This is a genomic window from Nocardia sp. FBN12 (genome assembly GCF_054031145.1).
Genome location: NZ_CM132926.1, coordinates 3,879,880 through 3,892,898 on the forward strand (window position 1 = coordinate 3,879,880; position 13,019 = coordinate 3,892,898).

14 protein-coding genes are annotated in these 13,019 nt (G+C 69.0%); 3 read left to right on the forward strand and 11 right to left on the reverse strand.

The window, feature by feature from the left end:
• From ACWZHB_RS18670 to ACWZHB_RS18705, 8 genes are all read right to left on the reverse strand, one after another.
• Positions 1–1,200: a winged helix-turn-helix domain-containing protein gene (locus tag ACWZHB_RS18670; RefSeq protein WP_427903149.1), complete on the reverse strand. Its 1,200-nt coding sequence runs from the start codon at positions 1,198–1,200 to the stop codon at positions 1–3.
• Between the two features lie 39 nt (positions 1,201–1,239).
• Positions 1,240–2,265 carry a hypothetical protein gene (locus tag ACWZHB_RS18675; protein ID WP_427903150.1) on the reverse strand — a complete coding sequence of 342 codons (1,026 nt, stop codon included), beginning with the start codon at positions 2,263–2,265 and terminating at the stop codon, positions 1,240–1,242.
• The gene (locus ACWZHB_RS18680) at positions 2,265–3,479 is read right to left on the reverse strand and encodes a sensor histidine kinase (protein WP_427903151.1); all 1,215 of its coding nucleotides are present in this window, start codon (positions 3,477–3,479) and stop codon (positions 2,265–2,267) included. Before ACWZHB_RS18680 ends, ACWZHB_RS18675 begins: the two co-directional genes overlap by 1 nt.
• The gene (locus ACWZHB_RS18685; RefSeq protein WP_427903152.1) at positions 3,476–4,150 is read right to left on the reverse strand and encodes a response regulator; all 675 of its coding nucleotides are present in this window, start codon (positions 4,148–4,150) and stop codon (positions 3,476–3,478) included. Before ACWZHB_RS18685 ends, ACWZHB_RS18680 begins: the two co-directional genes overlap by 4 nt.
• Positions 4,151–4,265: 115 nt before the next feature.
• Complete coding sequence (locus tag ACWZHB_RS18690; RefSeq protein ID WP_427903153.1) at positions 4,266–4,718, reverse strand: flavodoxin family protein; 453 nt, start codon at positions 4,716–4,718, stop codon at positions 4,266–4,268.
• A gap of 5 nt (positions 4,719–4,723) precedes the next feature.
• Entirely contained in the window at positions 4,724–5,182 is a 459-nt protein-coding gene (locus ACWZHB_RS18695) for a hypothetical protein (RefSeq protein WP_427909215.1), read from the reverse strand.
• Positions 5,183–5,217: 35 nt separating this feature from the next.
• Positions 5,218–5,964 (reverse strand): 4-hydroxy-tetrahydrodipicolinate reductase, encoded by a 747-nt coding sequence (gene dapB / locus ACWZHB_RS18700; RefSeq protein ID WP_427903154.1) that lies wholly within the window; start codon positions 5,962–5,964, stop codon positions 5,218–5,220.
• 141 nt (positions 5,965–6,105) lie between these two features.
• Positions 6,106–6,849, reverse strand: coding sequence for a helix-turn-helix transcriptional regulator (locus ACWZHB_RS18705; protein WP_427903155.1), 744 nt, complete (start codon positions 6,847–6,849; stop codon positions 6,106–6,108).
• A gap of 55 nt (positions 6,850–6,904) precedes the next feature.
• Here ACWZHB_RS18705 and ACWZHB_RS18710 point away from each other — a divergent pair, with 55 nt between their 5' ends.
• On the forward strand, positions 6,905–8,119 hold the full coding sequence (locus ACWZHB_RS18710) for an MFS transporter (protein ID WP_427903156.1): 1,215 nt from the start codon (positions 6,905–6,907) through the stop codon (positions 8,117–8,119).
• A 29-nt stretch (positions 8,120–8,148) separates the two neighbouring features.
• Here ACWZHB_RS18710 and ACWZHB_RS18715 read toward each other — a convergent pair whose 3' ends face one another.
• Entirely contained in the window at positions 8,149–9,255 is a 1,107-nt protein-coding gene (locus ACWZHB_RS18715; protein ID WP_427903157.1) for an alcohol dehydrogenase catalytic domain-containing protein, read from the reverse strand.
• Between the two features lie 134 nt (positions 9,256–9,389).
• Between ACWZHB_RS18715 and ACWZHB_RS18720 the strand changes: the two genes are divergently transcribed.
• On the forward strand, positions 9,390–9,785 hold the full coding sequence (locus tag ACWZHB_RS18720; RefSeq protein ID WP_427909216.1) for a VOC family protein: 396 nt from the start codon (positions 9,390–9,392) through the stop codon (positions 9,783–9,785).
• A 40-nt stretch (positions 9,786–9,825) separates the two neighbouring features.
• Here ACWZHB_RS18720 and ACWZHB_RS18725 read toward each other — a convergent pair whose 3' ends face one another.
• Entirely contained in the window at positions 9,826–11,019 is a 1,194-nt protein-coding gene (locus tag ACWZHB_RS18725; RefSeq protein ID WP_427909217.1) for an MFS transporter, read from the reverse strand.
• Between the two features lie 107 nt (positions 11,020–11,126).
• Between ACWZHB_RS18725 and ACWZHB_RS18730 the strand changes: the two genes are divergently transcribed.
• Entirely contained in the window at positions 11,127–11,513 is a 387-nt protein-coding gene (locus ACWZHB_RS18730; RefSeq protein WP_427903158.1) for an ArsR/SmtB family transcription factor, read from the forward strand.
• A gap of 28 nt (positions 11,514–11,541) precedes the next feature.
• Here the strand turns inward: ACWZHB_RS18730 and ACWZHB_RS18735 are convergent, their stop codons facing one another.
• Positions 11,542–12,873: a M16 family metallopeptidase gene (locus ACWZHB_RS18735; RefSeq protein ID WP_427909218.1), complete on the reverse strand. Its 1,332-nt coding sequence runs from the start codon at positions 12,871–12,873 to the stop codon at positions 11,542–11,544.
• Positions 12,874–13,019: the final 146 nt, after the last annotated feature.

A 13,019-nucleotide genomic window follows, 5' to 3' on the forward strand; every position in this document is an offset into this window, starting at 1 on the left:
TCACAGCAGCGGGGCGAGGTCGCCGCGTTCGCCGATAACGACTTCGTCGAGTTCGAGCCAGTCGGCCATTTCCCGCAGCGCCCCGTGTAATGCCCGCGCGGTCTCGACCGTCGCGTAGCCCGGTTCGGCGAACGCGCCGGGGGCGAGCAGTCGGCCGGTGGCGCGTTCGGCGCGCAGATCCACCCGGCCGACGAGCTTGCCGTCGACGAGCAGCGGGAAAACGTAATACCCGTGCACCCGTTTGGGTTCGGGGGTGTAGATCTCGATCCGGTAGTGGAAGTCGAAGACCCGCTGGGTGCGCGGGCGGAAGAAGATCAGCGGATCGAACGGGCACAGCAGTGCGGTGCCGGTGATCCGGCGCGGGGTGGCGGCCTCCGGGTGCAGGTAGGCGGGCGCGTCCCAGCCGTCGACGTCGACCGGGAGCAGTTCGCCCGCGTCGACCAGGTCGGCGATCGCCGGGGCACTCTGGCGCCGGGCCAGGCGGTAGTAATCGCGCAGGTCGGCCTCGGTGCCGATACCGAGGGCCCGGCTGGATCGGCGGATCAGCTCGCGCACGGCCTCGTCCTCGCCGATCTCGCGGTCGCGGACATCGGCCGGGATCACCCGTTCTGCGAGGTCGTAATGGCGCGTGAACCCGACCCGGCGGGCGGTGGACAGCTCACCCGCGGCGAAGAGCTGCTCGCAGATCATCTTGGTATCGCTCAGGTTCCACCAGGTGCCCTTCGGACGCGGCTTGTCCAGCTCGAGATGACGTTCGATCTCCCCCGCGCTCGCCGCCCCCACCTCGGTGACGACGTCGAGGATGTCCTTGCCCAGCGTGGGATTACGTTCGACGACCTTGCGCATCCCCGACCAGCGCCCGTGCCGGTACTCCGCCATCCGCCAGCGCATCAACGGCCAGTCGGCGACCGGGATCAGCGCGGCCTCGTGCGCCCAGTACTCCACCAGCCCCCGGCGCGCCTTCGCGCTGTCACTCCAGGCGGCGCCGTCGAGCAGGCCGCGATCGTAGGGACCGATCCGGCTGAACACCGGCGCGTAGTGCGCCCGCACCACCGCCGAGACCGAATCTATTTGCAGCAGACGGGTTCTGGCGACCACATCGAGCACGGCCCGACGCTTCGGGTTGGTGGGCCTTCGCTTGCCGAAGCCCTGCGCGGCCAGCGCCGTTCGACGGGCCTGCGCCGCATTCATCCGCTGCATTGCCTCAGCCTGGCACAGAGGTCCGACAAGAACTGGGCCTCAGGTGGAGACCCGGACCTCGCCCGCGGTGTCGATCTCGGTCCGCCGATCCCCGCCCGGCGCGGCGGCCAGCACGGTCGCCACCCAGCGCCTGCCGACCGGCAGCACACGCACGGTCACCGAACCTGCTCCGGCCATGTCGAGTTCGTCCACCGCCGCCTCGATCACGTTGTGGCGCACCCATTCCGGCACCCCGCGGAAGCCGCCGTCGTCGAGCAGAGTCACCTCGACCCCCCGCGCTCGGGCCCCGCGCGCAGCGGCGCTGAGCCGCTCGGTGACCAGCTGCGGCGCCCGCAGCCCGTCGCGCAGTTCCGCTTCGAGCAGCCTGCACTGTTCGCGTTCGGTGTCGGTGAGCTCGATCCCCGCCGCGATGCGCGCGAGCAGCGGCCCCGCCACCCGATCGAGCGCCCCCAGCTGACGATCCCGCTCGGCGTTGGCGGCGGCCAGCGCGGCCTCCGTCGCCGCCCGGCGATTGGCCTCGCTGCGCAGCTCGCGCAGCGAACGCTGAGTGGGCGCCACGATGGACATGAACACTGTCACCGCGCCGACCGTGGCCACCGGGGTCAGCGCGCGCACCACCGTCTCGGGCGACCAGCTGGTGAACGCACCCATCGTGACCAGCACCGTCGCGGCCGCCGCGACCCCCAGCCAGGCCGACATGATCCGCCCGCGCAGCACCAGCATCGCCAGCAGATACGAGGTCGGATAGGCGGTCCAGAGCTGGTGGGCGAACCCCGTCGAACTCTCGAGCCACGGCACCGTCATCGCCATCGCGGCCGGGCCGGCGCACGCCACGAAGATCGTGGCAGGCCACGGCAGGGGATCCACCGGGAACACCAGCACCACCAGCGCCGCCACGGTCATCAGCACCAGTGCGCCGAACGCGGCCACGGGGGGCGCGATATCGAAGTTCACCCGCAGATACATCACGATGGTGGCCTCGAAGATCACCACGAACAGCCATGCGGTGCCGTCGCTGAGCCCGAACAGATCGCGCATCGCGAACGGCAGATCACGATCGACCATCAACTACCCCACACCAGAGTCACCACGGTCCCCGCGCCGGGCGCCGATTCCACGAAGGCCGCGCCACCGGCGAGCGCGCGCATCCGCCCCAGGATGCTGCCCGCGATCCCCATCCGATCGGCCGAGACCCGCGCCGGATCGAACCCGGCACCGTCATCGGACAGCACCACCCGGATGCCGCCCGTCGCGATCGTGACCGACACACCGCGCCGCACCGTCCGACCCGCGACGTCGGCGTGGCGCAAGCTGTTGCGCACCGCCTCCGTCAGCGCGGCACCGAGCACCTGCGCGGCGTCTATCGGCAGGCACAGATCGGCCGCGCGCCGCGAGGACACCTGCACCGGGACCTCGGCCGCCACCTCGCGCACGGCTTCACGCAGGAATTCGATGGTCGCGGCGGCGTCGAGATGGTCGATCTCGGGCACGGTCCGCGATTGCTCGAGCTGTTCGAGGGTGCGCGCGGCCTGATTGCGCAGCACCGACGAGGACTCCTGCGCCCGCGAGGCCTCCAGCAGCGTGGAGAGCACCGCGTCGTGGATGAGCGCCGCGAACCGCGCGCCCTCGCGTTCCCTGGCCGAGGTCGCCGCGACCGCCGCCGCGCGGCTGCGCTGCCGGACCGCTTCCCGGTCGACCCGCTCGGCCGCGGCGCGCGCGTACACCACACACCACAGGAACAGCGCGGCGACGCCGAGTCCGCGGGTGATGTCACCGAACAGGGCCCACGTCGAACTGTCCGGCACCACAAGGGCATTCGAGACGCTGGTCGCCACGGCGAGCAACGCCCCGAAGACGGCCGCACCACGGCGTGACCAGGCCAGGCCCGCGGCCATCACGCCCACCGCCATCCCGCGGTAGGGCCAGGACGCGAAGGAACCGATGGTTACCACCGAATACACCAGCGGCGTCGCCAGGGTGGCCGCGAGGTAGCACAGGGCGGCCACCGCGGCGGTGCGCCGGATCGCGGCCACGGGACCGCGCGCCGACACGATCGCCAGCGCCGCGAACACCAGGTAGGCACCAAGCAGATGCGTTTCCGGCCATACCGACTGATTGACCGGCTGCACCAGGATCGCGGGCAGCTCCAGCACCATCACGATCATCGCGCCGGTCCCGATACACAGCCCGAGCCTGCGCAGGATCTGGTCGGTCGCCGCCCGCGAGAACTCCACGTCGCCGACCTGTGCGGGCGCCGTCGCGACCGCGAGATCACTCACGTGCGTTGCTGCCTCTCCGGCACGGGCAGCCACCCGTCCTCGACGGCCCGCTTGTACAGATCGGTCTTGGTCGGTGCTGGTCGGCCCGCATCGGCGTATTTCTGCCGGATGCGGCCCAGGTAGTCGTTCACGGTCTGTTCCGACAGCCCGGTGAGCCGGGCCACCCGCGACGCCTTCTCCCCCGAGGCGTACAGCATCAGCACTTCCTCCTGACGCGGGCTGAGCCCGACGTCGGAGAGCTTCGGATCGCCGTCGATGGCGGCGGCCCAGTCGGTGGTCACCACCTGCTCGCCCGACGCGGCCCGGCGCACCGCCGCGACCACCGTCGCCACGCTCTCGGACTTGCGCAGCACGCCCAGCACGCCTGCCTTGGCGGCGGAGCGGACCAGGAAGGCGTTGTCGGCGCCGGTGAACACCAGCACCTCGATCCCCCGGTCGCGCAGCGCGGTGACATTGTCCTCGGGCGATGATCCGTCGGGCAGCCGCAGATCGAGGACCACGAGATCGAGATCGGTCGTCTCGGCGAGCAGCCCGGCAACGGACTCCGCCACCGCCACCAATTCCAGATCGGGTTCGGGGCCGAGCATGGCCGCCAGCCCGATCGCCACTGACTCGTGGTCCTCGACCAGCCCGACCCGTCGCACCGCGTGCGTCTGCTCCAACTCGCTCACCGACCACTCCCCATCCTCGAACACCCACCGCGGCCAGCCCGCAACACTTCGGTCTCGAGTTCTACCGCATCCCGAGCCCCCATGTCAGCCCACCAATATTCGGGGCGGGGGCGCCTCAGTCCATCAGACCAGCGGCGACGGTCGCACCGAGTTCCCAGCATTTCTCCAGATCGGCCTTGCTGGGCGGTCCCGACACGACGACCGACTCGGCCGCGCGCTGCCACCCCAACCCGGTGGTGATCCGCTCCACGCCGGTCTCGGCGCCTTCGGTTCCCTCGTTCCCGTGCAGGTAGAGGCCGTAGGGGCGCCCACCGGTCGAGTCGAGGCAGGGGTAGTAGATCGTGTCGAAGGCGTGTTTGAGCGCACCGCTCATGTAGCCGAGGTTGGCCGGGGTGCCGAGCAGGTAGCCGTCGGCCTCGAGCACGTCGACGGCGGTCACCGCCAGCGCGGCCCTGCGGACCACCTCGACCCCTTCGATCTCCGGGTCGCTCGCCCCGGCGAGGACCGCTTCGAACATCGCCTGGGTGTGCGGCGACGGGGTGTGATGGATGATCAGCAACCGGGCCATGATCGCTATTCTCCCGGGTCGCGTTCCAGCTTTTCCAGGGCCACCGCGCGGCGCATGGTGTCGCGGGCGCGGCCCCGGTCACCGGCGTAGTCGTAGGCGCGGGCCAGCCGGTAGGAGGAGCGCCAGTTGTCGGGGTCGGCTTCCCATTCGGTCTTGATCTGTGCGAACAGCGCGTCGGCCGCGTCGCGTTCGATCCGGCCGGAGGGGCGACGCGGCAGGTCGGAGGTGTCGACCTCGAGGCCCTCCTCGTGGATCCGCCGGGCCAGGCGTTGATGAGCGAACGCCGCGCTCAATGTCGCCCACAGGATCCAGACCCCGACCACCGGCAGCAACAGCATGCCGATGCCGATCGTGATCCCCGCGAACCCGCCGTCGGCGATGTAGGCGATGGCAAGGCCGCCGAGCCGCACAAAGTAGTACAGCAGGGCGATCACCAGGAACACAACGACCGCAACGGTTTTCATCACCTGCCGGTCAGGTCGCTGCGTGTCGGAGTCGCTCACAGATCGAGGAACGGGTCGAGCCCGACGGTCAGACCCGGGCGTCCGGCGATCTCGCGGACACCGAGCAGCACGCCCGGCGCGAACGAGGACCGGTCGATGGAATCGTGGCGGATGGTGAGGGTCTCGCCCTGCGTGCCGAACAGCACCTCCTGGTGGGCGACCAGTCCGGCCAGCCGCACCGAATGCACCCGCACCCCGTCGACGTCGGCGCCGCGAGCACCCTCGAGTTCGGTGGTGGTGGCGTCGGGACTGATCCCGACTCCGGCCTCGGCGCGCGCGGCGGCGATCACCGCGGCGGTGCGGTAGGCGGTGCCAGAAGGCGCGTCGGCCTTGTTCGGGTGGTGCAGCTCGATCACCTCGACCGAGTCGAAGAACCGCGCCGCCTGCTCGGCGAACCGCATCGACAGCACGGCGCCGATGGCGAAGTTCGGCGCGATCAGCACCCCCACCTCGGGCCGCTGCGCCAGCTGCCCACGCACCTCGGCGAGGCGAACCTCGTCGAAACCGGTGGTGCCGACGACCGCGTGGATACCGTTCTCGATCAGGAACTTCAGGTTGCCCATCACCACATCCGGATGGGTGAAGTCGACAACCACCTGGGTCCCGGCCTCGGTGAACGTCTCGAGCGCGTCACCCTTGTCGACCTGCGCCACCAGCTCCAGCTCGGGCGCCGCCTCCACCGCCGCGCAGATCGCCTGCCCGACCTTGCCGCGTGCTCCGAGCACTCCGACCCGAATGGTCACCGCATCTCCTCGTCCTCGACTCGCATTGCCCCTCGAAGCCTATCGAGCACCCAACCCGACCGCGGCGCCGACCTCGATGCCCTGATCACCACGCCAGTCACGAGCGAGCAATCGTGGGCTCGAGCGAACGGCGGTCGGACACTAGCGAGCTCGCAACGTTCCGGGGGTGTGTCCGAAGGTGCGGCGGAAGACATCGATGAACGCACTGGCCGAGGACCAACCGCACAGGTGTGCCACGGTGGTTACCGGAGTGTCCTCGGCGAGCAGGACCAGGGCTCTGTACAGGCGCAGTTGGGTGCGCCATTGCGGAAAGCTCATGCCGAGATCGGCTTTGAAGAGGCGCGACAGGGTGCGGTCACTCGCACCGACGTGCCTGCCGAGAGCGGCCAGTGTTCGGTCGTCAGCCGGGTTCGCGTGCAGGATCTCGCACACTGCGCGCAGTTGAGGGGTGGTCGGCGTGGGCAGATGGAGAGGCTGTTGGGTCGAGGCTCGCAGTTGATCGAGCAGTACCGCGCGGAGTCGTCCACGTTCGGGGCTGTCGTCGTCTGGGTCGCGCGTGTAGGCGGGGATCAGTTCCCGTAGGAGGGGGCCGACTGTGAGCACGGTGGGCTCGTTCAAGCCGAGCGGATTGCCCGCGGTTGGAAGGCCGACCAGGTGCAGTTCGAGTTCGCCGTGCGCCTGATGCGCGTGCATGGTGCCCGCGGGAACCCAGATTGCGCGGGTGCTCGGTGCGATCCACGTACCAGCGCTGGTTGTCACGGCCAATACGCCGCGACCCGCGTACACGATTTGGTGGTCATCGTGCCGATGCGCGTCGATGGCGCCGCCGGGTACCAACCATTGGGCGCGGGTCGGCGCTCTCGGCACGTGGCGGATTTCCGTCATCAGATGGCAGTTTATCGGAAGCGCGACACGATGCTGCTGGATGAGCATGGTGGACGTGGCAAAGAATCGATCGATCATCCTGCTTTCGACCAGTCACGCTTGCGTGGACATCTACCAAGGTGCGGTCGCCGCACTCGTTCCGTTCTTCGTCGCCGAACACGCCTACAGCTACGCCGCGGTATCGGGCATCGTCCTCGCCGCGTCACTGCTGTCTTCAGTCGCCCAGCCGGTGTTCGGTCTGCTCACCGACCGCTGGGCCATGCCGTGGCTTCTTCCGGTCAGCACGATCCTGGCCGGACTCGGCATCGCGCTCAGCGGGCTGAGTGGCTCCTATGCCCTGACACTGGCGTTCGTGGCGGTGTCCGGGGTCGGCGTTGCCGCCTATCACCCGGAATCCGCTCGCGTCGCACGGCTCGTCAGCCGGGGAAGTCACAGCGCCATGGGCTGGTTCGCCCTCGGCGGCAACCTGGGATTCGCGGCAGCGCCACTCATGGTCACGGCCGTCGCCGTGCTCGGCGGTCTGCGCCTGTCGCCCCTGCTGATGGCGCCGGCGCTGGCAGGCAGTGTGCTGTGCTTGCCTGTCCTGCGCGCACTGCGCAAGCCGGCTCCCACGGCCTCGGGCATCGCCGTCGGTAGCGACGACAAGGCATCGTTTGTGAAACTGTCGCTGGCCGTTGCCTTCCGGTCCATCGCCTTCGTCGGCCTGAGCACTTTCATCGCGCTCTACGCACAGCAACGGCAAGACGGGAGCGCGGGCGCAGGCACCGCAGCCCTGTTCGTGCTCTACCTCGGCGGCGCAGTGGGTTCGGTGCTGGGCGGCAGGCTGGCGGACCGCTGGGATCGCGTCATCGTTGCCCGCTGGTCCTACCTGCTCACCATCGCTGCCATCGCCGGGATCGTGTTCGTCCCGGGCCCCGCGATGTTCCTGTTCGTCGCAGCTACCTCCGTGGGCATGTACGTTCCCTTCTCCCTGCAAGTCACCCTCGGTCAGGACTACCTTCCCACGCGCCCAGGCACCGCAAGCGGGATCACGCTCGGCCTGACCGTCAGCATCGGTGGCCTGGCCAGCCCTCTCATCGGCGGCATCGCTGACGCGACCTCCCTGCAAACCGCACTGATACCGCTGATCTCGATGCCCGCTCTGAGCTGGTTGTTGTTCCGCACCCTGCCCGAACCCGTCACGCCGACACCCATTTCGGCGGAGTCGACCGTCGATTTGCGCCGAAATACACACTCGGACGCGCGATCGTTCGTGAAGGACCCTGTCTGACCGCCACCAGCCTGCAGCCCCGCAGGCTGTCAGTCGAAGACGATGACCTGTCGTAGCGCCGCGCCCGCGGCAAGGTCGTCCATGGCCTGGTTCACCTGGTCGAGGCCGATGCGCGAGGAAACGAGCCGTTCGAGTGGCAGCTTGCCCTCGCGCCACATCCGCACGTACTCGGGGATGTCACGGGCGGGGACCGCCGAGCCCAGGTAGCTGCCGATGATGGTGCGACCCTGCGCGACCAGTGCCAGGGGGGAGACGGTGGCGGTGGCAGTGGGGGCGGGCAGGCCGACCGTCACGGTGACGCCACCGGGTGCCGTTGCGGCAACCGCGGTTTCGAACGCGCGTACGTTGCCCGCCGCCTCGACCACTACGTCGGCTATGACGCCCTGCTCGGCGATCTCGCCCGGCGTGCACGCTACCGTCGCACCGAATTCGCGGGCGAGCGCGAGCTTTTCGGGAACCGTGTCGACGGCGATCACGTCACCGAGGCCGAGCGAGACCGCGACCAGCACCGTCGCCATTCCCACTCCGCCGAGCCCGACCACCATGATCCGGTCTCCCGCACCGGGTTTCGCCGCGTTGAGCAGCGCGCCGCCGCCGGTGAGCACCGCGCAGCCGAGCACCGCCGCCAGCTCCGGCGGCACATCGTCGTCGACCGGCACGACCGAGCGCCGGTCCACCACCGCGTGCGTCGCGAACCCCGAAACGCCGAGGTGGTGCTGCACGACCTCACCGTCGCGGGTGAGCCGTCGCCCGCCGCCGAGCAGTTCGCCCGCGTTGTTGGCCACGCTGCCGGGTCCACACGGCGTGCGCCCGTTGCTCGCACAGCCCGCGCAGTCACCACAGCGCGGCAGGAACGTCATCACGACCCGCTGCCCTGGCGCCACATCGGTGACGCCGGCACCCACCGATTCGATGATTCCGGCGGCCTCGTGGCCGAGCAGCATCGGTACCGGACGCACCCGATTGCCGTCCACCACGGACAGATCCGAATGGCACAGCCCGGCCGCTTCGATCCGCACCAGCAGTTCACCGGGGCCCGGTTCGGCCAGCTCCAGGTCGCAGACGGTGATCGGCTGCGAATCGGCGAACGGCGCCGGGTCGGCGATCCGTTCCAGAACGGCTCCACGAATCTTCATGCTCGCGACGCTACCGCGAGAGCCCTTTACAGGTTCCGGGATCTGTCGCTAACCTCGATCTCGGTGATGGTGCTCCTGTCGGCCGCCTCGTACCGAGCCCAGGGTCGGTGCCATCACGAACAAGGAGAAATCCCCTGTCAGTGCAGTTCAATCACACCATTGTCGGATGTCACGATAATCGGGAAACCGCCGAGTTCTGGGCGGACATCCTCGGGTTGGACGTCGGAAAAGAGTGGGGGCCGTTCATTCCGATCGCCCTCGAACACGGTGCCGCCTTCGATTTCGCGAAGGTGCCGCCGTTCATTTCCGAGATCCAGCCCCAGCACTACGCGTTCCTGGTCTCGGAGGCCGAGTTCGACGCGGCCTACGCCAAGATCCAGCGCTACCGGCTGGACCACTGGGCCGACCCCCAGCAACACGGGGTCAACGAGATCAATCACAACGACGGCGGTCGCGGCGTCTACTTCCTCGACCCCAACGGCCACTTCCTGGAACTGATCACCGTTCCCTACGGCGGTTGGCCCGCGTAGTCACACAGGCCGGTCCCTGCCGGGACCGGCCTGTCCGCGATTACGCGAGTTCCGCGGCCGCGCGGGTCCCGCGCAGGCCGAGCAGCGCCGCACCCACACACGCCACCGCGACGGTCACGATGAACCAGGGGAACACCGTGGTGAGGCCCCAGGTCGTTGCCGCCCAACCCGCGGCCAAGGTCGGCAAAGCCATCGCCGAATAGGCCAGCAGGTAGAAGGCCGACATCGTCTCGCCACGGCGATGCGGCGGCACGACTTCGGAGAGGTGGCGCAGCGACCCACCGAAACCGAGCCCGAAGGTGGCGCCGAGGATCAGACCCGCGAGCACCACGACCGCGGGCTGCTTCGTGGCCAGCGCCGGAATCGTGGCGAGCAGGGACGCCGCCATGCCGAGATCGCCGATCATCGCGGCGCGACGGGCCGGAATACGGGTGGCCAGCAGCTGGACCAGGGCGGCCGACAGCGCGGTGCTCGCCACCACGACGCCACCGAACACCAGGTTGTGCATGCCGGTCTTCGCCGCGGCCAGCGACGGGTACAGCGACAGCAATACGCCCAGCACCGACCAGGCGGCCATCACACCGATCGCCGAGAACCAGAAGTCGGACCGGATCTCTTGCGGGACAGACGGTTTCGAAATGGTGATCCGGGACTTCACCCGAGCGGTGTGCGGTTCACGCAGCGCGAGAATGCCGGCGCCCGCGGCCAGGCACACGACAGTGATCACTACATACGGTGTACGCAGCGGCGACGGCGCGTACTGGGCCAGCACCGCGGTGCCGAGTACCGCGACGGCGATGCCGACGTTGAACGCGACACCACTGAGCTGCCCCGATCGCGCACCACGCTCGGGCCGCAGATCCAGCAGCGCCGCGGCACCCGCGACGACCGTGGCGCCGACGGCCGCGCCGTGTAATGCCCTGGCCAGCAACAACATCGGGACCGAATCGGCGAGCAGGAACACGACCAGCCCGAGGATCATGGTGGCGAAGGCGCCGATCATCACCGGCTTGCGGCCGACCACATCGGAGATCCGCCCGGATACCAGCACCGCGCCGAGCGCCGCGAAGGCGTACACGGCGAACACCATGGTCGTGGTCAGCGGCGACAGGTGCCACTCGGTCTCATAGATGCCATAGAGCGGCGCGGGCGCCCCGGAAACCCCGAGCGCCACCGCACTCGCCGCCAGGACGAGCCCGTACGCCCAGCGCTGCCCGGCCTCGACCGGCGCCATCGTTGTCGCTGCCACTTCCTGCCCCCATCAGCAGAGTTTGATAACCATCGAACGAGACTCAGGCTACGCCGAGTATGATGACTATCAAACCCCCAGTGAGGTAATTCATGACACAGGCTAAAGATATTGCGGCAGCGCCGACCATACCCGTCGCCGCGCTGCCGACCGTCCTTGGCGCCCTGCACGACCCCGTCCGGCTGGAAATGGTCCGCCGCCTGAGCAACGCCGCCGCCCCCATCCGCTGCGCGGCCCTCTACGACGCGATCAACAAATCCACCGCGACCCACCACTTCAAGATCCTGCGCGAAGCAGGCCTGATCGAACGCCTGACCATCGACGGTCAGACCTTCCAGAACCTGCGTGCCGACGCCATCGAGCGCGCCCTTCCCGGCCTACTCCCCTCGATCGTCGACGCCGCCAACCGCGCGGGCGCGTCCGAGGAGGCCGTCCACGCGCCCGACCGCCAAGACCCGGTTGCCCACGACGGCCAGTGAGCCGTACCGGCGCGGGTAGTCGTTCAGGTCAGCGCTCGACGAGCTTGCGCACCGAGGCCGGGAGGTCGCGGGTGCGCTGGTACGGGCCAGAGACCGCCGCACCGTAGGGACGGGCGAGCAGCGTGCGGGCGATCTCGCTGACTTCGTCGGTGGTGACGGCGTCGATGCGGGCCAGGGTCGCCGAGACACTGCGATGGTTGCCGTAGCTGAGTTCACTGCGCCCGATCCGGTTCATCCGGGAGGCCGAGTCCTCGAGACCCAGCACCAGCCCACCCCGCAAAGAGCCCTTGGCCCTGGCACATTCGGCGTCGGTGACACCGTTGACCGCGACATCCTCCAGCACGTCGCGCGCCAAAGTGGTGACCTGACCCAGATTTTCGGGTTGGCAGCCGAGCGAGACCGAGAAGGCCCCGGTGTCGGCGAAGGTGTCGACGCTCGAGTACACCGAGTACGCGAGGCCGCGCTCTTCCCGAATGCGTTGGAACAGACGGGAACTCAGGCCCCCACCGACGATCGTGTTGAGGATCGACAGTGGCCAGCGCTGCTGGCCCTCGTGCCTGCCGAAGGCCCGCACCCCGAATGCGAGGTGGGTCTGTTCGCTGTCCCGATCGATCCTGATCAGCCCCGGTGCGCCCTGCGCGCGGAACTTGCCTTCGCGACGCGGCGCGGGTTCGGCGGCGGTGTCGAGATGCGGTCCGAACGCGCGGTGCACCAGTTCCACGACCCGCTCGTGCTCCACATTGCCCGCGACCGCGACCACCATGCGTTCGGGCCGGTAGCGGCGCTGATGGAAGCCGCGCAACTGCGCTGCCTGCATGTTCTCGATCGATTCGACGCTGCCGATCACCGGGCGCCCGATCGGGTGGTCGCCGAACATGGCGGTCAGGAAGGAATCGGCGACCAGGTCCTCGGGGTCGTCGTCGCGCATCGCGATCTCTTCCATGACCACCTGGCGCTCCACGTCGACGTCGACCGCGCGGCACAGACCGTTGAGCACCACGTCGGAGACGAGGTCGACGGCCAGCGGCAGATCTTCGTCGATGACGTGGGCGTAATAGCAGGTCTGTTCTTTGGCGGTGAAGGCGTTGAGTTCGCCGCCGACCGCGTCCATGGCCTGGGCGATATCGAGGGCGGTTCGCGTCGGCGTCGCCTTGAACAGCAGGTGTTCGAGGAAGTGCGCGGCGCCGGCCACGGTCGGGCCTTCGTCGCGCGAACCGACGCCGACCCACACCCCGATGGACGCCGAGCGCACGCCGGGCACGTGTTCGGTGACCACGCGCAGGCCACCGGGTAGCACGGTGCGACGCACCCCACCGTTGGTGGAGACATCGTCAGCGGGTTCGGTACTCGACTCGGTCAACTTCGGTTTCGTCACCCGATCCCCAATTGCGGTGTCCTCATCAGAGTTGGTATCCGACCCGGTGTGCTTGGACCTCGTCACCCGATCCCACCGGACGGCTGTGCTGGCATGGTTCCTCAACCTCTCGAAACGGGTACTGGCGACGT

Coding starts and splice junctions, on each gene's coding strand:
- ACWZHB_RS18670 (WP_427903149.1), bottom strand. CDS start 1,200: ATGCAGCGGATGAATGCGGCGCAGGCCCGTCGAACGGCGCTGGCCGCG.
- ACWZHB_RS18715 (WP_427903157.1), bottom strand. CDS start 9,255: ATGAAGATTCGTGGAGCCGTTCTGGAACGGATCGCCGACCCGGCGCCG.
- ACWZHB_RS18690 (WP_427903153.1), bottom strand. CDS start 4,718: ATGGCCCGGTTGCTGATCATCCATCACACCCCGTCGCCGCACACCCAG.
- ACWZHB_RS18675 (WP_427903150.1), bottom strand. CDS start 2,265: ATGGTCGATCGTGATCTGCCGTTCGCGATGCGCGATCTGTTCGGGCTC.
- ACWZHB_RS18705 (WP_427903155.1), bottom strand. CDS start 6,849: ATGACGGAAATCCGCCACGTGCCGAGAGCGCCGACCCGCGCCCAATGG.
- ACWZHB_RS18730 (WP_427903158.1), top strand. CDS start 11,127: ATGACACAGGCTAAAGATATTGCGGCAGCGCCGACCATACCCGTCGCC.
- ACWZHB_RS18695 (WP_427909215.1), bottom strand. CDS start 5,182: ATGAAAACCGTTGCGGTCGTTGTGTTCCTGGTGATCGCCCTGCTGTAC.
- ACWZHB_RS18725 (WP_427909217.1), bottom strand. CDS start 11,019: ATGGCGCCGGTCGAGGCCGGGCAGCGCTGGGCGTACGGGCTCGTCCTG.